Origin of the sequence: Methanosarcina sp. DH2 (assembly GCF_020804225.1) — an archaeon.
Taxonomy (GTDB): domain Archaea; phylum Halobacteriota; class Methanosarcinia; order Methanosarcinales; family Methanosarcinaceae; genus Methanosarcina.
In genome coordinates this window covers 58,605-81,395 of record NZ_WJBI01000008.1, presented here as the reverse complement: position 1 = coordinate 81,395, position 22,791 = coordinate 58,605, and the positions used below count along the sequence as shown (strand labels likewise).

Genomic DNA, 22,791 nt, shown 5'->3' with positions numbered 1-22,791 from the left:
TGTTGTATGCTACTTTTACTGGACTATTGTGTTCTCTAATATTAATGATCCAATAGCGGTTCATTTTTCTATACTGTTAAACCAGATAGTGAATTCCGTTCCTTGATTTCTTTTAAGTTCTATACAACCATCTATCTGTTCTACGAGGGCATTAACAAGCTGAAGTCCAAGAGAATCAGCAGTTTGAAGGTCTATTCCTTCTGGAATTCCTTTTCCATTGTCTGCAACTGTGATTATGTACTGGAAATTACCTTCTTCTCCGCATATATAGTCTGTTTCGGAATTTACTTTGTTTATATCGAAGTCTTCCGTTTTCCTTAAGCTTATACTTACTTTCCAGTTTTTACCCTCTGGAAAAGCGTGTTTCAAAGAATTAGAGACCAATTCATTGACAACGATACCAAGAGGAACTGCGGTATCCATGCCAAGATAAGCATTTTGGAGATCCAGAACCAGGCTGATGTCTTCTTTTCTAAGATTGTATGAGGAAAAAAGTTCTCGTGTGAGCCTCTTAATGTAAGCTGCAAAGTCCAGGTTACCAGTTCCTTTACCCTGGTATAGTTCTTCGTGAATTAGAGCCACAGAAGCTATGCGGTTCTGACTATCCTTAAAGGCTTCAAGCACTTCTACATAACCGAATTTTTCCGCTTGAAGGTCAAGCAAGGATGAAATTACCTGTAAATTATTCTTAATTCTATGGTGAATTTCTTTTATGCGCACTTGTTCCATCTTTGCCAGGGCTTCTTCTGCTTTTTTTCTCTCGGTAATATCCTGAACAATTCCTTTCATTCGAACTGGGCTATTCTGGCTATTCTTCTTGTCAAAAATAACCTCGGCCTGCTCGTGTACTATACGCTCCTCTCCATTGGCCATGATAATCCGGTAATCGATACTATAGGTTTTTCCGTTCAAGGCTTCTTTAACAGCACTATTCACATAGTACCTATCTTCCGGATGTACATAGTCCAGAAATTCATAATAAGTTGCTCCAAACTCTTGTGGAGTGCGTCCGAAGATTCGGTAAATTTCATCAGACCAGTACATTTCATTGGTTATAATGTTCCAGTCCCAATTTCCAAGATGTGCCATCTGTTGAGCTTCAGCAAGACTTATTTCACTTTCTTTCAATAAGTTATATGCTTTTTTAAGTTCTGCTGTACGTTCCTTAACCTTTTCTTCTAAGGAATCATATGCTTCTTTCAGTGCTTCCTCTACCCACTTGCGCTCTGTGATGTCGTGGATAATCGAGAAAAGAATGGACTGGCGCTGGATTGTTACCGGTGAGGAGTAAACCTCCACCCAGCGGATGTTGCCGCTGGCGAGCCGGTGCCGGAAGACAAACACGTTCTTGCCGCGTTCCAAAGCCTTGTAGCGTTCGGCGGCGACTTCCTCGGGCGACAGCTGGTTTATCTGGTCGATACGCATCGCCCGCAACTGCTCGCGCGAGTACTCGTAGAACCGGGCCGCTGCATCATTGGCGTCGATAATCTGCCCGCTGTCGGGCTCGATGAGCATCATGGGTGCTCCGTGTGCCTCGAACATCGTGCGGAAGCGCGTCTCACTCTCGCGTAAAGCCTCCTCAACTCGTTTGCGCTCTGTTATATCTACAAAGGTCGAAAGAATAACTTTTTCTCCTCTGATGGTCAGAACCTGAGCCGACAGCTGAGCTACATAGGATTCTCCAGACTTCTTATAGAATTTCTGTTCCCATCCACTCAGAGAGCCTTTTTCCCGTAACTCTTGAACGAAGCGGGATGCAGCCTCGCAGGTCGGCCAGATATTCATTGTCCTGGCGAAGTCACCAATTGCCTCATCCCGACTGTAGCCGTTTAATGCCACCCATGTGTCGTTAACGTCTAAAAGTAGTCCATCCTCGAGACGGGTCAGTGCTATAGCTGCTGGATTGTTGGCAAAAGCAATGGAGAACTTTTCTTCTGAAAGGCGTAACGCCTCTTCAGTTTGCTTGCGCTCTGTGATATCATTGAAAAGGATGGAAACTTGCCGCTTTCCCGGCTCTCCGAAACGAAAGGCGTATACGTCATACCAGCGGTTCAACTGTTCAGCATGATTCTGGAAGCGAGCCGGTTGTCCGGTCAAAGCAACCCTGCCGTAGATCTCAAACCAGTGTTCTTCGTGCTTTGGGGCAAATTCTCGCATTCTCTTTCCCTGCACATCGATAAGTCCTGTTTGCTTCTCAAAGGCCGAATTTGTTTCCAGAAAGCGATAATCTACCGGTTTTCCGTTTTCATCGAAGATCATCTCTATGACGCAAAAACCTTCGTCAATCGAGTTGAACAAAGTTTGATATATGAATTCAGATTGTAACAACGCTTCTTCCTTACGTTTATGCTCGATAATCTCGACACGTAAATCCTGATTAGCTTTCTCTAACTCAGCAGTCCGTCTTTGTACCCGGCTCTCCAGTTCTTCTTCACTCAGGTAATTAGAGGTCATAATTCTCCAGTCAAGATTTGAATAGTCTGTCAGTGAGATCCTGCGGTATCTGAGAGAACTCTTAGACACACATTTCCCATGGAACATCCCTAAAGATACAGTATTAAATGTAAATATTTTTCCAGAATAGTTTTGTAATAATATATTTCTATTACAAATAAGAGGTTTTTTTCTTTAAGTAATTTATAATATCTGATATTTATATTTCACAAATGAAACTTCGAATACATAAATTGAGGATTAAGCATTAGGCAAACAGGATTGTAAACAGGGGATAATATATTATACGTGTGAGGATCGTCTAGGCAAGTCAAATGCTGGGTTCAAAGATTATTCTCATAAGAACTATGCGTTTGAAGTATACCCTCGCACTAAACCTTTAGGGGTATAGGAATCTCGAACTTTTTATACGCTGTTTTGTGTGAATAATGCACAGCCGTTTTTATTCAATAATTGCCCTAGCAAAAATCAGTTCATTTTTATAGATTCGGGTCAATAAAAAATAAACTCAAGTGCAATAATTTAACAGCACTATTTTAGGACCTATTTTCCGCAGTAAAATTTCTGGATTTTATATTTTTGAAATCATCCAATTATTTTTTATAAATAATGGGTGAAAAATACGAAAAATATTATGTGTGAAAAAATAGTGCGGAAAGTAGGATAAGGATGAGAAAGCTGGATGAAAGTATTAAATTTATAGACTTACTATTCCATAAAGGAGCTACCTTAAAAGTATGTCTCATATAAGCGCTTAGAGTGTATTAGAAAAGTCATATGGTATGGAGTAAATTCCAACATGGTTATACTGCATATATTCTCTGTTTTATGGTATAGCAAGTAACTGTTGCGTAGGATACAGTACATTCAACAGGATTTAAACAGAACTATTCTGTATCATTTGTATGAAGTTGCCACAGGTGTCATCAAATACGGCAATGATTGTTGTTTCCATTTTTGTTGGTTCTTGAGCAAATTTCACGCCAATATTTTTCATTTGTTCGTATTCTTTTTGAATATCGTCCACGAAAAACACTGTTAACGGTATTCCCTGATTATAAAGTGCTTCCTGGAATGTTCTGGCAGCTGGATTGTCATTTGGCTCAAGAAGTAATTCTATACCTTCAGGCTCCTCGGGAGAGACAACTGTTAACCACTTGAATTTTCCCACTGGTATATCATTTTTCTTAACGAAACCTAAAATCTCAGTATAAAACTTAAGAGCCTTATCCTGATCATCTACAAGTACACTGGTTAACTTAATTCTCATATCTGTTTCCTCGAAAATATCTAATTTTATTTTTAGAATATTCTCTGATTTACTTAAGAGTATTGAAAGCTTTCCAGAGAGTAAAATAGCACGTTGCTAGCTTCTCATTAGATAAAATATAGTAATTATCGATTGTTTTATTCCAATATTAATAATGAGCCTATCCCAAAACTTCATGTAATCCAATTATTGACTACCATTAACCCTGCAATTCTGTATTTCGTATCTGCATGGATAATATTCAAAGCAGTGGACTTTCCGGATAGGCTCTTAATATATAGAAGAGGTTAGTGCCATATGTGGAGCGTATGGGCTTTCAGTACGAAACATACAAAATCCTATGGATAGATATGATATTGTAAATTTTTTAGATGAATTCAAACCAAGATGGAATATCAGACCAGGACAATCAAATCCTGTCGTAGTAAATCAGGGAAATAAGGAAATTGAGTTAATGGTTTGGGGATACTACCTCACTTTTCTGCTGATGAACAGTATAAATACAAAACAATAAACACTAAAGCTGAAACTGTTGACACATTACCTGCATTCCGCCACTCGTTTTTTAAGAAACGGTGTCTTGTCCCTGCTACCGGATTCTACGAACTTCATACTTTCTATTAGAATATTCAATCATACTTTCTATTCGAATATTCAATTTTTCTATTCAAACCTTCAGTTTTTTATCCAGCCCGGGCACAAGTTTGTCAAAATATCTTGTTACCACACAGGACTCCATGCATTTTCCACACCTTATACAGGTTTCATTTACATGAGGCTTTCCTTCCTTAATTGAAACCGCTCCGACAGGGCAGGCTTTTTTACATATACCACATCCTGTACAACGGGAAAGCCTTACAAACTGTTTTGCAGTCTCTTTAAAAAGGCAGACAGCTTTTTCCTTTGTTTCCGAGCTTACCAGCAGGTTTCCATTAGAGAAAAACTTTACAGTTCCTGTGCCGGTTTTTACCAGCAGCATGCCAAGTTCTTCTGCATAAACAGTCTTCCCGAGCACATTAATGAAATCTGAGGCTTCTTTTTCCCTGATGCCTTTAATTCCTGCCTCAACAGAAAAGCCTCCTGCTTTACAGGGGGAAATTCCTCCCACGACCTCAATTTCAAAGTCTTCAGCTTTTTCTTCCGGCAGGACAGAGATCTCAAGCTCCTCTGCCAGCCTGAGCATTTTCGGGGGAAGTTCTTTCCAGCGCCAGAACCCGTGCTCTATGAACTTTTCCGACAGCCCGCGCATTTTTGCCCACTCAAGAAGGAAGGCATTCCACCTCGCATGCATTTCAGGGTGCAGATCCTTTACCCTGGCATACTCGGCAGCAAGGGCAGACGGACAGAGCCAGCACCCAACCCTTTCAAAGCCCAGGTCGTAGAGCGGGTTGTATGAAAGCCCTCTCCAATGGATATAGAGCCAGACTTCAAGTGCACGCCAGTCCCGGATAGGGAAAATATTGAGCTGTGTCGGGACGAAGGGGTTTGTCTCACTTGTCGCAATTCTTGCCCTGGAAAAAGATTCATGCTTCCTCTTGCCATCTATTGTCAGGTAAGCAACTTCATTTGTAACCTCCTTTTCCGGGAGAGAGTAGGCCCTTTTTCCTGCTTGCAGATCCCCTGCCGAAGCCAGTTTGCAAACCTTGCAGCACCAGCGGAAGTCCTTTGCAGGAGGTCCGAACTTTTCTACCTGATCCCAGAAAGCAGAACCCGAACTCATCTCTTCAAGCGGGACTTTCATCTCCCTGCAGAAGCTCCGGGCAAACTCCACAGTCTCAGGGAATTCTATCCCCGTATTCAGGAAAAAAGCCTTAAACTCCCTCTGCTTGAGAGCAGCCTTTGCAAGGTCCAGCACGACAAGGCTGTCTTTTCCTCCGCTAAAGGACACATACACAGGCAGGTCCCGGTATTCATTCCTTGAAATAATCCCGCGAATGGTATTGATGGCATTTTTCCCCAGGATCTGCAGATGCTTTCTGTTAGCATCTATGCATGCCCTGAGATCCGGAACTTCGGGGTGCAGGCACGCCTCACTGCTGTCAACCTTTCTAACCCTGAGAACTTTTGCTCCGGTTTCGGGCGAGGATTCGGACTCGGATAGGGATATGAGTTCAGGTTGAACCCCGGTATCGGATTGAGCTGAGATCTTAGATTGAGCTTCGGGCTTTGCCAGCCTCTTCAGATCTGTAAAATCCGCGCCGTTGATGTAAGAGACTCCGTATCCGCTAAGGCTGCCAGCAGTCACAAGGACGAAATCCCCTGCTTTTATGTTGCCAGTAAAGGAATCTATAAGCTCTGCCGGTATATTTTTTCCATTAAGGTGCCTGTTTGTTTTCTTAAGCTCGACTTTTCTGCCTTCTGCACATTTGATGAGAATTTTTGCTCCCTGAAGGGAAGGCTCAAAACTGTAGTCCATTTCCGAAAGTTCAAAGCGTAACACTCCGAAAATGAAGCCGTCTACAATGACTTCATCAGTTTTGTCTTCTCCTGGGATTTTATTCAGGAGAATAAGCCTTTTTCTAAGAGGATCGCAGCCAAATGATGAAATTAACTGACCTGCAAGGATCTCGCGCTCATAAGGAGAGCAAAACCTTACATCGGCAGGCTGGGAAAGGTGGAGTATCTCGCCTTTATTACCACAGATCCCGCATTCTTCCCCTAAGAGTGGCAGGTTGCATTTCCTGCACCAGAAAATATAATCATCTTCATATTCGAAACGCGGAGAGGATTTCTTCTTTGAGAAAGCTACCATATCCGATCGCTTTTCAGAGCCAGAGCTCTTTCTGGCAGAGGATTTCTCTTTAAAACCCCGTGATTTGTTTTCTGCGCCTTTTTCACGGGTTTGCGGACCCTTTCTGTCCTGACTATTTATATCTGGACTGTTTCTTTTTTGTTTTTGTGAGCTGGAAGCCTGGTATTTTTCTTTTTTCTGATGCATGGGAGCCCTGACCGGTAGTTCGAAGAAATGATTAAGTACCTTATTGTTCAGTTTTCTGCAAGGATGCGTTTATCGATATATCAATATTTTGAAAGAAAGGGAGATCCGTAAAATAAAACTGATAATAATTCTAAAAAGGTATTAAATGTGGTTTATCAGTAAATAGCCAGTTTTTAAATATAACATGAATCTTATATTTAAATTGTGATATTAACGAATTATATGAATCAGGGGTATATTAAACTTCCTGAGAAGCGTTAAGGTCTATTGGAAGGAAAGGAATCAAGTTTTCAGTAAAAGCCATGCATTTCATTCGAACTTGATTTACTACTCAAACTTGATTTACTATTCGAACTTGATTTACTACTCAAACTTAATTCGTAATTCAAACTTAATTGCGATTCGAATGTGATACTGTATGAAATACGATGTTGTTGTGGTAGGAGCTGGCCCTGTAGGTTCCACTGCTGCCCGATATGCGGCAATGAACGGAGCAAAAGTCCTTCTGCTCGAAGAGCATGCCTCAATAGGCTCTCCTGTGGGCTGTACAGGGCTTCTGAGCACAAGAGCTGTTGAAGAGTGTGATCTCAAGCCTTCGGACGAATTTGTGTTCAATTCTGTTCGCGGCGCTTTTGTGCATGCTCCAGATGGGCAGTGCCTGCCAATTGACGGGAAGCGGACAAAAGCGTATGTTGTTTCTAGGAAAAACTTTGACCGGACCCTTGCAGTAATGGCTGTAGAAGAAGGCGTTGAACTCTCCCTGAAAACGAGGGCTATAGGGCTTGAGAAGGAAAACTTCAAAGCCGAAAACGGGAAAAGAAGTGATAAAGAAAAGAACTCCCCCGTGAAACTCAAAGTACTTAAAAACGGCAAGCTCGAAACCATATCCGCATCTGTAGTTATAGGCGCGGACGGGGTAAAAAGCCGCATAGCCAGTTACGCAGACCTTGGAAAACCTGCGCGTGTGCTCCCGGGAATTCAGATTGAAGCTCCCTATGCCTCAGAAGACAGTGACTTTGTCGAACTGTTTCCCGGTTCTTCAGCTCCGGGTTTCTTTGCCTGGACTGTGCCCCTTGACGAAAAAATCTCAAGGATAGCACTTGCTATAGAGCCGGGAATCGCGTGCAAAAGCAGACACTGCGAGAATTCACCGCTTTTCTATCTTGAAAAATTCCTGCGCTCAAATCCCCACGTAAAAGCTAGGTACTCAGGAGGTATGCTTGATTTTGTAGTTGGGGGAATTCCTATCGGCCCTCAGGAAAGAACCTATTCCGACGGCATCCTGCTCGCAGGCGATGCTGCAGGACAGGCTAAGCCCACATCAGGAGGCGGAGTCTATACAGGAGCTTTTGCAGCAAAAATTGCCGGAAAAATTGCAGCTGAAGCCTCCTTAGAAGGAGATACCTCTGCAAGCAGGCTTTCCGAATACGATAGGCTCTGGCGAAAAGGCCTGTCAAAAGAACTTGAAATAGGCATGAAAATCCATGATTATATGGGAAAGCTGGAAGACCACCAGTTAAACGAACTCATAGGCTCATTAAATAGCCCTTCCATCCTGAACACAATTACCGAGTACGGAGATATGGACCACCCATCTGTCCTTATGAGGAAGCTGATGTTTTCAGGAAACTCACTGAGGCTCATGAGAGCCTTCGGGACATTTATAAAGACGCTCTTTTAATGAATTGGCATTCGAGCCTAATAAAAATATTCCTCACCCGCCCGAGTTTCGCTTCCCGAGTTTCGCTTCGGGAGCACGAGGTCTGTTTCACTCGCTTCGCTCGTTCAAGCAGACTAATTTATAAATCACAGATTTTACTCTCTAATTGCGCTTCGGGGTCACAGGGAATCAGAGATTTCCTGGGAGTTGCACTGCAAGTTCAACAGCACAATGTCCTTTTCGCCCCGAATTGCGACTCGCCCGAATTGCGACTCGCCCGAATTGCGACTCGGGAGTACGCGGTCCTTTTCGCTCCACTTTGTTTCGCTCAAGAGGACTAATTTATGGTTCTAAACTACGAATCTCTATAACCGGTATAACCGTATTCACATACTGAACCGTTTTTGTCACGCTCGACGAAGGAGACCGGCCGGTCCCAAAAAAGAAGAAAAAAAAGAAAAAAAAGAAAAAAAAGAAAATCAAAAATTAAAAGCTACTGGGAACGCTTGTAAGTAAGAACGACAAACTGACAAGCCAAAGCGGCAGAAAAAAGCAACACAGTACAAACAAAACAGAATTAAATCATACTTGAAAAATACGCTTTTCACGTGTGTTTTTGTTAATTTTATTGTTATTTTCAGTTCTCCCCTTCCACTTCCCTCTTCTTTTTTTGAAGGGCCGCCAGAGAAGCTGGAAGGAACGTTTATATATCCTGTACAAGCTGGAGGGAACGTTTGTATATCCTGTGAATTAAAATGCGGCTTTCCGGGGCCAAGAGGATTGTTTCTCATGCAGGATGACCGTTTCTCCTTAGTATTAGGTTTCTTTTAGTTGTGTTATATGTTCAGCTATTGTTTTTTTGGTAGGCGGCGGGTCAACCAGCCCTGTGCGGCGCAACAGAGAAAACAGAAAGGCTCAGTTTTGGCGTCCTGGATAAGACCAAACAATTAAGCAGGAGCTGCCTTTAATTACGGACAAAGGAAAAAGCAGGGGAAGGAAAGTTTGCTTCCGGAAGGTAGCGTGGTTGTTTGAGAATTCCTTCAGCCAGCAGGTCCTTTACCAGTTGGAAGTGCTGGAGACCTATTTTCCCGCAGTAAAGGATCTTCAAAGCCTCTTGCTCTGAGGGCTGTTTTTGTAAAAAGTCGTTCACTTTCCGAAAACCGCTCAGGTATGCACAGTCTTTTGTGTAGCCTCCGAGTAGAGATGTATCACTAAGCCCTCTTTTGACTCTCAGGGCAAAGGTAAAAGCTTCTTCGAGAGGGAAACTATCTGCCAATTCGTCCACGAGCTCTGAAAAGGAAGCTTCATTACATATCGCAGCCGCTACAACCCTTGCACTGTACTTTCTAAGGTTTTCCGGCGACAGAACCTCATTTCTTGCTTCGTTATAGGCTGCAAGTCCCTCTTCGGTTTCCATATACCCTGGAAAACCCGAGCGGAAAAGCATAAGAGGCTGGAATTTTCCATTTTCTGCCCGAAAGACGTGCGTCCCGATTTCGTGGCAGAGATACCCTTTGACCCCGGCTTCAGAAAAAATGGCAGAAAAATCGATATGAACCTCACTGCATGCTGCATTTACTGCCATTTTCACTCCTCCTCCATCCGCAGGCCTGACCTCCCATTCTAGACCCAGACGTTTTAATTCCTTCTCAAAAACGTCTCTGATATCTTCAGGACTCAGGTTTTTCTCTACCTGCTCGTCTTTTAAGTCTTCAAGGTTTCTCCGGGCCTCCTGCAGGAGAGATTTTGAAGGGGTTCCGTAAAAGGCTGAAAGCTCACCCCCGAAATCCGGGGAATCTCTGTGAGTCAAAAGTTCACGAAAGCGAAGGAGGTAATTGATCTTTTTGATGTAGAAAGGAGCAAAAACAGAATCTTTACAGTACTCAAGTTTTCCTCTTATTTTTTTAAGTTCCTTGCAAAAAGCCCCGACTTCCGGCCCACAGCTTTCGTACTCGAAAACCGGGTCGTAAGGTTTGCCTTCAGTGTATGCCCTGAGGAACTTCTCTTTTTCTTTTCTGGTATTCACAGGGTTGAGATAGCGAAGAATATTCAGCTGCTTTTCAATATCAAACAGGCGCCTGTCATATTCAAGAACGTATTTTTCCGATTCTGCTGCAAACATCCTAAACCAGTTCCCTTGCTTATCTTTCTAACTTTTCCCTGTGTGTATTTTTTAGTAATATCAGGACTTATCAGTAAGAAGGCTAATCAGTGAAAGGACTGATCAGTAAAAGAAATGATCGGTAAAAGAAATGATCAGTAAAGAATGACTCTCTGGCAGGTGGCAGAAATTCAATAAACTGGCACTTTTCAGTAAGTAGTCCCCCTATTATGGGTTAATCTTAATCTTACATTAAACCCTGGATTATAAAAGAGGATGCTGTTATCCAAATTTCCAATATTTTTCAAATTCCTGATATCCATCCCTAAAATCCATTAAACCAATTGAATCGATTATATCAAAGGGAACCCTGTGATTTCTAGTTTCCAGATTTCCTCGTATTAAAAACAACACTTATGTACCTGTTCTGAAACCTCAGGCTCACTCTCTAAATGGAAGTGTTCCTGAAAACGCCCCGAAGGCAGGATATTTTCAGAACAGAAAAAGCTTAAAAAATGAACTGTAAAAATATAATTCTTACTGACCAGCTTCTTCCAGTTCATTCAGCCGGTTTCTTTCGAAGTTCAGCACTTTCCTGACAACTATCTTTTTGGACCCGAATGCAAGGTCTTCGTTTTCAGGATATTTTTCTCTAACATATTCGTAAAGTTCCGGAACAGTCATATCGTCAAGTTTTCTTTTGAGCTGGTTAAAATCCTCCATAAAAGATACCTCTCTTGCAAAAAGCGAAATTATACTTACGTTTCCATATATATGTCAGCGAGTTCCCAAAAGTATTTTAGAGGGCTGCTGCGGGTGCCTGCCAGTATTAATAAATCCCCGGTAATAGACAGATCTCTAATGATAGGCTTTTTATATATATTCATGTTCGGTAAAAGATGCGAATAATATCACATTATATTATCACTTATTAATATTCCTTTAATATTATATCCAAAATATTAATATGTCAATAACTTTATCATACATGTGATTATCGGATAAAGTTTCATAAAAACGAATTCAGGAAACCCGGAGTTACGGACAGAAAGACTCAAAATCTGGAAAACGTTCTAAGAAAAAAAGAGCAGGCACTTAAAGGCTGGGGGTAATAGCATAAACATTACTGATGGAGAATCCGAAGCAAAAGTAAACTGGATGGAAGAATTCCTTTTAAACAGCCCCAGCCCGGTTCTGAGGATAAAAAAAGAAGGAACAATTCTTTATGCTAACGAAGCAGGAAGAGCATTACTTGAAGCATGGGAGAGTGGGGTCGGAGAAAAGGCTCCTTTAGAAATCCGGAGAAACGTGCAAAAAGCAGCTCTTAAGAAGAAGCCAGAATACATGGAACTTGAAGCAGGCGAAAAGGTGTATTCAGCCACTTTCACACCTTCTGCTGACGGTAAATACATTATTCTTCACGCATCGGATGCCACTTTTTTCAAACTGGCCGAGAAAAAGCTATCTTTAAAGCTATCTTTAACAGATAGGCACCATGAAGCTCTTTCCCAGGTTGCCGAACTGGCTCTTAAAACCCCGGACATTCGAACCCTGCTGGACGAATCCTTAATTTTGACTGCTTCGGCACTTGACGTAGAGTATTGCAAAATCTTGAAGCTTTTGCCTGATGGAAACTTTCTGTTTGAGACAGGAATTGGATGGAAGATCGAAGATACAGGTAAGGTTATAAAAAGAGATGCAGCTTCGACTGCCGGATATACAGTGCTTTCAAAAAAACCTATTCGGATAGAGAAATTAAACAGAAAAGGTTCCATTGAAGGAATGGGATTTAAAGGATACCAGGAAATAAAGAGTGGAGTGAGCATCCTCATCGGGAGTGTTGAAAAACCCTATGGAGTGCTCGCGGTTCACAGTACAAAGAAAGAAAGATTTACAAAAGAAGATACTTATTTTTTGAACGGCGTTGCATCCCTCATCTCGTTAACCATCGAGCGAGATGAGGTCGAGGGTACCCTCCGGGATAAAGTACATTTTCTTGAAACTCTTCTTGACACGATTCCGGCTCCCGTATTCTACAAAGACAGAGAGGGGATTTACCGCGGCTGCAACGAACTCTTTTCAAGGATGATTCTTGGGAGCTCAAAGGAAAAAGTAATAGGATGCTCTACAGATGAACTTTCCGAAGTGATTCCGGCAGAACTGAATAATGTTTATAAAAGAATTGACAGGCAGCTGCTCCAGAGAGGAGGAAGCCAGGTTTATGAGTCCAGAGTCATGTGCTCTGATGGGATAACCCGGGATTTCCTTTTCAATAAAGCCGTATACAGAAATCTTAATGGGACTGTGGAAGGGCTCGTAGGAGTAATGCTCGACATAACCGGGCGCAAACGTATCGAAGACAACTTGTTAAAAAGTGAAGAAAGATATCGGCTGGCTGCCGAACAGACAGGCCAGCTGATATACGAGTTTGACCTGCAAAACGGCCATGTTGAATGGGCAGGAGCAGTCACGGAACTTACGGGCTACAGCTATAAAGAGATGCAGAATTTTACTTATTATGACTGGCTTGAGCACATTCACCCTGAAGAACGCAGAAGGGTGCAGCAGACATTTAAAATGTGCTGGAAGACAGGAGAAAAATTCAATGAAGAATTCAGCTTCCGGCGGAAAGATGGAAGCTATTTTTGCGTGGAAAACAAAGGCGTCTATCTCAGGGACGAAGAAGGCTACGTATGCAAAGCCCTTGGGGTAATGAAGGATGTTACTGAAATCAAACTTTCCTCGGAAAAACTGAAAGAAAGCGAGGAGCTTTATCGTTCATTTTTACAGAATTTTAAAGGGATCTCATTTAAGCTGGACAGGGATTTTACCCCACTATTTATGGAAGGGGCTGTTGAGGAAATAACCGGGTACACAGAAGAAGATTTTATCTCCGGCAGAATAAAGTTGTTTGATCTCATTGATCCTGAAGATATAACAATACTCGATATAAGCAGGGAAAAAATGAGCCATTCCCCAAATTCCATTATTGAATATGAGTACAGGCTCATGCGGAAAGATGGAACTGTAAAGTGGGTTCATGAATTAATCCACAACATCTGTAACTCTTCAGGAGAGACCGAATTTATCCAGGGCTATTCTTATGATATTACTCAGAAAAAGAAAGCCGAAGAAACCCTTGCAAAAGCCGAAGAGATAGGTATGAGGGAAATTCACCATCGGATCAAGAATAACCTTCAGATTGTTTCGTCCCTTCTCAGCCTTCAGGCTGATAAGTTCAAAGATAAGGATGTTATTGAAGCTTTCAGAGAAAGCGAAAACCGCGTTGTCTCCATGTCCATAATCCATGAGGAGCTTCATAAATCCGAGGACACGACAAGCATAGATTTTGCAGCTTATCTCAGAAAACTGACTTCTGACCTTCTTTACTCTTACAGAGTCGGAAATGAAAAAGTCAGGCTTTTCCTTGATGTAGGTCATATATTCCTCGGAATCGACACTGCAATTCCCCTTGGAATAATAATTAACGAGCTTTTCTCAAATTCCCTGAAATATGCATTTCCGAAAGGTACCGATGGGGAGATCCGGATTTCTCTTTGCAGACAGCCTGAAGCTTCGAGACATCGCGTTGCACCCGAAAAAGGAGCCGACACAGACTCAGGGGTATACCCCGGATTTACATTGATTTATTCGGACAATGGGGGTCGTTTCCCAGAAAATATCGATTTTGACAACCCTGACACCCTTGGTTTACAACTTGTAAATGCTCTGGTTGAACAACTCGATGGGATGATTGAACTTGAGAAAGGAGAAGAAACAAAATTTACTATCAGATTCGATGATAAGAGCCCTCCTGGGTAAGCCTGAAAAAAGCCGATTAAAGAGAAAATAACAGTTAAGATCGATCGAAATCCAGCCTCCTGGATTTTAACCCTCCTAGATTTTAACCCTCCCGAATTTCACTTCGAGATTGCAGAAAATATTGCTTCTTCAAGTCTCCTCCTTTTTACTCCTTTTTACTCTTTTTACTTCTTTTTATTTGTTTACCGTTTATATTTTCTTTTTGGAGAGAACCGCCAGAAAAGCTGGTGGGGGCGCTGATATGATTTATAATTGAAGAGCGGTTTCCTGGAGTTAAAGGAAGTAACTAAAGGAAGTAACTCTTAATTTTTACTACATTCATAAATTCAGATTTTTAATAGTACTATAAATAGTCGTACAGACGATCAGCACTTAATTTGGCTGGCAGGCTGGCTACACCATTCAGACGCAAAAAATAGAAGAAAGCATTTAACCCGGGCATCAGACTGGATGGATTAGGCTCTAGGGGCTCGGGATTATTTATTAAGAAGATGCCGTATAGACCTTACCATATCGAAATAAAGCACACACTTATTTCTATATCGAAATCAATTGGAACTGGCTATAAATTAAGTTAGATATAAAATGCAGAGAAATACGAAAAAAGCGACAGATAATTCATTCAAGTGAGGATAGGCGAATTGTGAATGCTCATAGGAATTGATGTAGGGGGCACCACCACGGATGCGGTGCTTATTAGGAACGGAGAGGTATACAACACAGCTAAGGTTCCCACCGAACCAGCAAATCTTCTGAAATCTCTGCTTAATGCCCTTGATAAAGTTAGCAGAGAAGTCCCCCCGGAACAGTTTGAAAGGGTGGTGTTCAGTACAACCGTAATAACAAATCTTATCGCAGAGGGCAAAACTGATCGTGTGGCTCTGCTACTTGTTCCTGGCCCTGGCGTTAATCCTGCAAGCTATACTTTTCCTGGCAGCTTCTATCTTAAAGGAGCTATGGACTACAGGGGAAGAGAAATTCAGCCCCTTGATGAAGCTGAAGTTCGAGAAACGGTGAGCCTGATCCGGGAGCAGGGGTTTTTCAGCGCTGCCATAGTAAGCAAATTCGGACAGAGGAATCCTTCCCATGAACTCAGGATAGAAGAAATTCTCATGGAACTGCACCCGGGCTGTAAAGTAAAACTCGGACATAAAGTTTCAGGGAAACTGAATTTTCCGAGAAGAGTTGCTACTTCCATGCTGGCTTCTGCAACGGGAGAGCGTTACCAGCAGTTTGTTGAGGAGATAAAAAAGGCTATGGAGGAAAGAAATATCAGGGCTCCGGTATACATCCTTAAAGCCGATGGAGGGACTCTGCCAATTGAAAAATCAGTAGAGTTCCCTGTGGAAACTATTTTTTCGGGGCCCGCAGCAAGCACGATAGGAGCTCTTGCCCTTACCCCTGAAGGCCAGACATCTGTTGTGGTGGATATAGGCGGGACTACTACCGACCTTGCCCTTATCCTTTCCGGAAAACCTCTTATTGGTTCTAAAGGCGCAAAACTCGGAAACTTCCTGACCCATGCCCGGGCTTTTGCCGTCCGCTCTATAGCTGTAGGAGGGGACAGCATTGTAAGGGTTAGAGAAACAGACAGTGGGATCAGGATGGTAACCATAGGCCCCGAAAGGGCAGGTCCTTCTTACTGCATGGGAGGAGAAGAGCCAACTCCAACGGACGCTCTGAAAGTACTCGGGCTTATTGATATTGGGGACCCTGAACGTGCAAAGGAGGCAGTTGCATCCATAGCCGTCTGCCTCGGTAAATCCGAAACAGAGACTGCTTCCCGGATAGTGGATATGACTGCAGAAATGATTGAAAAAGCTGTCAGGGAGATGTTTCTTGAGTGGGAACAGGAGCCTGCTTACAGGATATGGGAAGTCCTGCAGAAGAAAAAAGAAAGGCCTGAAAATGTGGTCGGAATAGGAGGGGGGGCAAAGGGCCTGATTTCAGTAGTTGCGGAAAAGCTGAGTGCAAAACCGATTATTCCCGAATACTCTGAAGTCGGAAACGCGATAGGGGCAGCTGTTGCAAGACCCACTCTTACCCTTAACCTGCGAATCGATACCCAGCAGAAGGTCTATTCGGTAGCTGAAGAAGGAGAGGTTGTAAGCCTTAACTCAACGAACATAGGGAATTTCAATAAAATGCGTTCAGAGGAAGCCGAAACACTTGCAGCAAAACTCCTCGGGGAACGTGCAGATAGGTTTGGCATTTCCGAGTATGCAGATGAAGCCGAGATTGCTAACAGTGAGGTATTTAACGTAGTTGAAGGCTGGTTTACGGCAGGGCGGATTTTTGATATAAGTATGCAGATCCCGGCAGGCCTGATTAACGAATGGAAAAGGAGGGAAAAAGCATGAAACTCGGGCTTGGGAAAATTAAGGATGCACTCAAAGGCGGAGCCGAAAAAAATACCGGAATGGAGAAAGAAAAAGGGGAAAAAGAGAAAAATCAGAAAAAAGGAAAAGAGAACTACAGAATAGAGAATTCCGGAAGATATCCTGAAAATGGTGCTAAAAATCATGCTGAAATTGATGCCGAAAACAATGAAGAAACTGAGCCTGAGAGATTAGAGGAAGTTACAATGAAAATAAAAACTTCAGAGCAGCAATCTGAAGATAAACCGAGAAATGAATCAAAATGTGAATCAAAACATGAATCAAAACATGAATCAAAACGTGAATCAAAACAGGAACTGGTGAATGAACCGGTAAACGGATTGTTAAATGGATTGGTAAAAGAAACCATGGTCCCGGCAAACCAGACAGGAACCCGAAAGACAGGCCTTATTTTCTTCCCGGCTTTTGACTGGGCAATTTCTCCAACCCACCCGGAAAGAGAGGAGCGCCTCCTCTATACGCGAGATCAGATCTTTGAAGAAGGGCTGATGGATCTCCCGCAAATAGCCGAATACAAACCACGCCTTGCAGATTACAGAGATATTGCGAGGGTCCATTTCTGCGTCCCTGATATAAAAGCTCAGGCTACAACCCCTCACCTGATTGCAGCAGGCAGCTGCCTGGTTCTTGCTGATGCGCTCATGAGGGGAGAGGTTAAAAATGCTTTTGCTCTTGTCCGCCCTCCCGGGCATCATGCCATGACTGTAGCCCATGGAAACCGCGGCTTTTGCAATATAAATAATGAAGCAATCCTTGTAGAGTACCTGAGAAAAAAGTATGGGATCCGCAGGATTGCAATTGTGGATACTGATGTCCATCATGGGGACGGAACACAGGAGATCTTTTACAATGATCCGGATGTGCTTTTTATCTCCTTCCATCAGGATGGGAGGACACTCTATCCCGGATCCGGCTTCATGAACGAACTCGGAGGCCCAAAAGCCCTTGGAAGGACAATAAATATTCCTCTTCCTCCCGGGACGCCGGATGAGGGTATTCTCTACGTGCTGGGTGCCCTTGTACTGCCCATCCTTGAGGACTTCAAGCCTGAGCTTGTCCTCAATTCTGCAGGGCAGGACAACCATTACACGGATCCGCTTGCAAATATGCGCTTTTCCGCACAGGGGTATGCAAAATTAAATGAGAAACTTGCCCCCGATATGGCAGTACTTGAAGGAGGCTATGCAATCCAGAGCGCACTGCCATATGTGAACACAGGAATAATCCTTGCCATGGCCGGGCTTGACTATTCCTGCGTAAAGGAACCCGATTTCAAGCCCGGGATGTTTGTCCAGGCTGCAAGGGACAGACAGATCCTCGAGGAAGTTATTGCAACCCAGCTCGAAAACTGGAAAAACCGGGACAGGCTTGTAGAAACAGAGATAGCAAAACACGGAGACTTTTATCGCCGGAAAAAGCAGATCTTCTATGACACCGATATGATTCAGGAATTTCAGGAAGAAACAGTCCGGATGTGCCCTGACTGCCAGGGTTACGTAACCATAGACTCTCATGCCCACAGGAGCATAAACGATACCAGAATATTCGGGGTTTCGATCCCTATCTACGCCTGTGACCGCTGCCAGGCTGAAGCCGGGGAAGAGTACAGGAAAAGGCTCAATTCTCCAGAATACGAGTACGTTTACCTTCAGGATAAGAAAGCGGACGAATATAGAGAATACAATATGAGGACAAAACAGGAAATCTCATATTAAAATCAAGAAAACGCTTATTAAGAGCGGGAAACCGGTTACTATCCGGGCATTGAGAAGCTTTGAAGGCTCCGATTCATCTCCTGATAAAACCTTGAACCAGTAGAGTCCGGGGCTTCTCACCCTTTTAATTTTCCATTTTTTTCTCAAGTCCCGCCAATTTTAAGTATCTTTCTACATTCCAGTGAATCTTATTTAACTTTTATTTTTTACATTTTTCTTTACCAGAATTCTGCAAGCTATTCTATAAGAATAATTTAGATAAGATAACACTTTTTTCGGGAAAAACATTGTAAATATATTGATTTTCCCTGGTGCAGTTGAAGTAATTATATTATCCATAAAATTTATCACACTATTTGAAAAATCTCACTTGCCCAACCGGAAAAATTACCCATATAAAACTAAATTAATCTTGACTTGTTGGAATGGACAAAATAATGTGTTGTCGGCACTAACTGATTTAAGCAACGTTATAACCAGACTGGGAAAAGGATAATTTAACAGAAAAGACGTACCGTTAATTTCAATAAACATAGCTATTTTTCGTCCCGGTTTTCCAGAATATATCTCTTTTGAAAAATATTAAATATAACCAGTACGTTTATATTGTAAATGTAATTAATTCCTAATTAATTAGAGGAAGTATCAGTATAAATTTCTTCTATTCATAGGGAGGAATTAGAATAAACATATTAAGAATTTTAATATTGACCACTCTCATACTCACACTAAGCTCCTGTGCTGAGGCAGCGACTGAATATCCAGTTGCTCCTGGAGACTCGATACAGGCTGCGGTGAATAATGCATCTTCTGGAGATGTGATTATCGTCGCGCCCGGAACTTATACAGAAAATATCATCATAAATAAAAATGACCTGACAATAAGGTCAGGAGCCGGAAACCCTGCGAATACGATAATTTCTGCTAACAACCCAGGCGTATCCGTAATCAGTATACAGAACGGAAATAATGTAACAATTGAAGGGTTTAAGATTACCGGTGCAGGAACTAATACTTCAGGAGTCTATTTGACCGGAAGTAATTACTGTACCATTGAGGACAATGTATTATACAATAATTATTTAGGTATTCGTATTTCTGGTTCTCGGGGGAACAGGCTCTCAGAAAATACTGTGAACCTGAGCGCTTCCCACGGTATAGTTATGGAAAACACAACAGGAAGTATTATAGAAAATAATGATGTGAACTCAAGCGGAATTTATGGTATCTATCTGTACTATGCAGACAGCAATAACCTGACAAGCAACACGATGTTTAATAACACCAATAATGGTATCAACTTGGTATTTTCTTCAGGAAACACAGTCTCGGGTAACACTGTTTTTGATGACACCCTGAGTTTGAACACTCATAGTATTTTCCTGAATAATTCTCACAATAATAATCTGCAAAGCAATACAGTTTCAAACTGTGACTATGGAATAGCCATGAGGTATTCCAACAATAACAACCTGGTTAACAATAATGCTTATAACAATAATAGAGGTATCTACCTAACCTTAACATCCAGCATAAACACTCTTTCAGGCAATCAGGCAAATTCAAATTTAATGAACGGCATTATTCTGGATAACGCTGGCAACAACAACCTTATCAACAATACCGCCAGGTTAAACACTGCTAGTGGTATCGTTCTCGGGAATGCCAGAGACAATACCCTGACCAATAACAGCGCATCTGGAAACAGTAAAGGAATCTACGTACTTACCTCAGCCAGTGGAAACACACTTTCGGGTAATGTTGTGAATTCGAATACTGGTAATGGTATTCAACTTGAAAATGTCAGCAATAACAACCTTACCGGCAACACAGCAAGTTCGAACGGTGTTTATGGGATTTACCTGGCAAGTTCCAGCAATAATTACCTGATCGGCAATATAGCTTCAAGCAATTCTAAAGGTATCTATTTAATGACTTCAAGCGGGAATATGATCTCCAACAATACAGTATCTAATAATACAGTACATAATACCTCGAATGGGATAATGCTCTCGCTTTCCGATAACAACATCCTATATATGAACAAAGCTATTAGCAACACATATGGAATTTCTTTGAACTCTTCTAAAAACAACAATGTCTCAAGCAACAATGTAACTTCGAGTACTAGTAACGGCCTATTTTTATGTGCTCAGAGCACCAATAACCGTATTTACAACAATTACCTGAACAATACAATGAATGTAAACAATAAAAACAGTGGAAGCACGTGGAACACAACAAAAGCTTCAGGTGCAAGCATTGTGGGTGGATCCAGTATAGGAGGCAATTACTGGGCAAACCCCTCCGGGACAGGCTTCTCCCAGCTAAATGCAGCTCACGATTCAAATGGGGACGGCATTATTGATTTTAAATATGACGGAGATAACTTAACAGACTACTACCCGCTTTTAGCTGTCTATGTACCGGAGCCGGTGTATCCTATCGCAAATTTCACTACTAATGTCACCAGCGGGAATGCTCCTCTTGCAGTCCTGTTTACAGACAACTCTCAAAATGCAACTGGATGGAACTGGAACTTTGGAGACGGAACCAATTCAACTGAGCGGAATACAACACATACTTATTCCTCAGTAGGGAACTATTCCGTTAACCTGACAGTAAGCAACGCAAACGGCACGGATTCAAAAACTACTACACTAGTTGTACTGCAAGAGCAGGGAGGAAATGGAAGTAACGGTCTTCCTGTAGTAGACTTCAGCGCTAATGTTACGAGCGGATATGCTCCTCTCTCGGTCATGTTTACCGACCTGTCACAAAACGCAACATCAAGAATCTGGGACTTCACCAATGACGGAACTGGTGACGCCGATGTGTCACCGGTTGTTTATGTGTACACTGCTCCTGGGATCTATACCGTTAACCTGACGTCAGGCAACCAAAATGGTACGAAATCAAAACTTGCTACAATAACTGTTTCCAGCAAGGAAGAAGAGCACCACAGCAGCGGCGGAAGCAGCCACAGCAGCGGCGGTGGCGGTGGTTCTCCTGAACCTGCAAGAAATGTTGACGTAAAGGAACTTTCACAGACATTTATTACGAACGGCAAAGAAACGAAGTTTAATTTTACGAAGAATGCAACCTGCGTTGTATATGTTGGCTTCGATGCAAAAAAGACTGTTGGCAAGACCACAACTATTGTCGAGCAGTTGAAAAACAAATCTACACTTGTTTCCGTACTGTCTGAAGGAGAAGTCTACAGGTACTTCAATGTCTGGGTTGGCAACAGCGGGTTTGCAACTTCAAAGAATATAGATAATCCTGTGCTCTGCTTCAAGGTTGAAAAGTCCTGGATACAGGATAAAAAGATCGATAAAGATTCTATCACCCTTAACAGGTACAGTGATAAAAAGTGGGAACAGCTGTCAGTTGACCTGTCAGGGGAAGATAGCAAGTATCTGTACTTTACAGCCGATGTTCCGGCATATTCTTTCTTTGCAGTAACAGGGAAGACAGATGTTTCTTCGGAAGAAACCGTAACTGAAATACAGCCTGAAGATGAGTCTGACAACTCTGAAGAAAATATGGGAGACACGGGATCAGAAGAAGCTGATCAAGGGTCCGACGAAGACGAAAGCCCAGGTACGCCTGGCTTTGAGATGATTTATGGAATAGCCGGTCTACTTGCAGTATCCCTGTATAAAAGGAAATAAAACAGTTAGATGAAAGTAAAAAACAGTAGATATAAGTGCAGAAAAAATGGATAAAGGTTTGATGTCTTTATCCTATTTTTTTATTCTTCTTTTTTTCGTTTTATTCTTTTTCTTGTAGCGTTTCCTACACGCTCTTTTCTACCGCTTTTTTTCGCTTACCCTTTTATCCTTTACTTTTTCCTTCCATTTTTCCTTTTTCTGTCATATCTTACTCTTTGAGCCGATCCCAAAACTCAAAATTGTTTTTCTAAATCCTATATCTCGAACGATAAATCGAGTTTCCTATATGGAGAATAGTTCTGAGCAATTATTGATTTAAGAATAAAACTGGTTTTGGGATGAGCTTTTTATTATGTACTGCTTCCTTCTGACTTTTAGATTTATATCCATTACTTACAGGATTCTAAAATCCATTTTTCATGGAGAACAGGAAAAACAAATTCTTAACCTGAAAGTAAAAAGATCTTAGCAGGATCATGTCTTACCGGGTGGAACACCTGCCTCTGATAAACGGCAGGTAAGGCTAATTTTAAAGGATCAACTGTCAGCTCGTTATTCTGAAAGTTAATCTTAAACCTCGGAAAAGAGAAAATATTGATTTTATTTCAATAGACCAGGATTGATTTTCTTTTCTTCATGTACTTTTATCGCTATTATTCTGATATTATTTTCTAATACATTTATATTATTTCATGTTTATTTCAGCTTGGAGAATATAAATTAAAATAATAAATTATATCGGACGTGGGGGATTCAAA

At 42.0% G+C, this 22,791-nt stretch carries 12 protein-coding genes; 6 read left to right on the top strand and 6 right to left on the bottom strand.

All coding sequences use genetic code 11. The annotated features are described in order from the left end of the window. Positions 1 to 60: 60 nt before the first annotated feature. Both FXV91_RS11105 and FXV91_RS11100 read right to left on the bottom strand, forming a co-directional pair. Positions 61 to 2,523 carry a PAS domain S-box protein gene (locus tag FXV91_RS11105; RefSeq protein WP_229390668.1) on the bottom strand — a complete coding sequence of 821 codons (2,463 nt, stop codon included), beginning with the start codon at positions 2,521 to 2,523 and terminating at the stop codon, positions 61 to 63. A gap of 808 nt (positions 2,524 to 3,331) precedes the next feature. Then, positions 3,332 to 3,724: a VOC family protein gene (locus tag FXV91_RS11100; protein ID WP_229390667.1), complete on the bottom strand. Its 393-nt coding sequence runs from the start codon at positions 3,722 to 3,724 to the stop codon at positions 3,332 to 3,334. A gap of 340 nt (positions 3,725 to 4,064) precedes the next feature. On the opposite strand from FXV91_RS11100, the gene FXV91_RS11095 reads away from it, so the two are divergent. After that, positions 4,065 to 4,238, top strand: a complete 174-nt coding sequence (locus FXV91_RS11095) for an SOS response-associated peptidase (protein WP_229390666.1) — start codon at positions 4,065 to 4,067, stop codon at positions 4,236 to 4,238. A gap of 153 nt (positions 4,239 to 4,391) precedes the next feature. On the opposite strand, the gene FXV91_RS11090 is transcribed toward FXV91_RS11095, so the two are convergent. Next, complete coding sequence (locus FXV91_RS11090) at positions 4,392 to 6,662, bottom strand: phosphoadenosine phosphosulfate reductase family protein (protein WP_229390665.1); 2,271 nt, start codon at positions 6,660 to 6,662, stop codon at positions 4,392 to 4,394. A gap of 418 nt (positions 6,663 to 7,080) precedes the next feature. Here FXV91_RS11090 and FXV91_RS11085 point away from each other — a divergent pair, with 418 nt between their 5' ends. After that, positions 7,081 to 8,343, top strand: coding sequence for an NAD(P)/FAD-dependent oxidoreductase (locus tag FXV91_RS11085; RefSeq protein ID WP_229390664.1), 1,263 nt, complete (start codon positions 7,081 to 7,083; stop codon positions 8,341 to 8,343). Between the two features lie 158 nt (positions 8,344 to 8,501). Here the strand turns inward: FXV91_RS11085 and FXV91_RS11080 are convergent, their stop codons facing one another. From FXV91_RS11080 to FXV91_RS11070, 3 genes are all read right to left on the bottom strand, one after another. Further along, positions 8,502 to 8,654 carry a hypothetical protein gene (locus tag FXV91_RS11080; RefSeq protein ID WP_229390663.1) on the bottom strand — a complete coding sequence of 51 codons (153 nt, stop codon included), beginning with the start codon at positions 8,652 to 8,654 and terminating at the stop codon, positions 8,502 to 8,504. Positions 8,655 to 9,286: 632 nt separating this feature from the next. Further along, a complete protein-coding gene (locus FXV91_RS11075; RefSeq protein WP_229390662.1) occupies positions 9,287 to 10,444 on the bottom strand; it encodes a tyrosine/phenylalanine carboxypeptidase domain-containing protein in 1,158 nt (385 codons plus the stop codon). Positions 10,445 to 10,960: 516 nt separating this feature from the next. Further along, entirely contained in the window at positions 10,961 to 11,146 is a 186-nt protein-coding gene (locus FXV91_RS11070; RefSeq protein WP_229390661.1) for a hypothetical protein, read from the bottom strand. A 435-nt stretch (positions 11,147 to 11,581) separates the two neighbouring features. Between FXV91_RS11070 and FXV91_RS11065 the strand changes: the two genes are divergently transcribed. The 4 genes from FXV91_RS11065 to FXV91_RS11050 all read left to right on the top strand — a co-directional run bounded on the left by FXV91_RS11065 (position 11,582) and on the right by FXV91_RS11050 (position 22,033). After that, positions 11,582 to 14,245, top strand: coding sequence for a PAS domain S-box protein (locus FXV91_RS11065; RefSeq protein WP_229390660.1), 2,664 nt, complete (start codon positions 11,582 to 11,584; stop codon positions 14,243 to 14,245). 647 nt (positions 14,246 to 14,892) lie between these two features. Next, on the top strand, positions 14,893 to 16,605 hold the full coding sequence (locus tag FXV91_RS11060; protein ID WP_229390659.1) for a hydantoinase/oxoprolinase family protein: 1,713 nt from the start codon (positions 14,893 to 14,895) through the stop codon (positions 16,603 to 16,605). Beyond that, positions 16,602 to 18,359 carry a histone deacetylase gene (locus FXV91_RS11055; RefSeq protein ID WP_229390658.1) on the top strand — a complete coding sequence of 586 codons (1,758 nt, stop codon included), beginning with the start codon at positions 16,602 to 16,604 and terminating at the stop codon, positions 18,357 to 18,359. Before FXV91_RS11060 ends, FXV91_RS11055 begins: the two co-directional genes overlap by 4 nt. A gap of 707 nt (positions 18,360 to 19,066) precedes the next feature. Next, positions 19,067 to 22,033 (top strand): NosD domain-containing protein, encoded by a 2,967-nt coding sequence (locus FXV91_RS11050; RefSeq protein ID WP_229390657.1) that lies wholly within the window; start codon positions 19,067 to 19,069, stop codon positions 22,031 to 22,033. Positions 22,034 to 22,791: the final 758 nt, after the last annotated feature.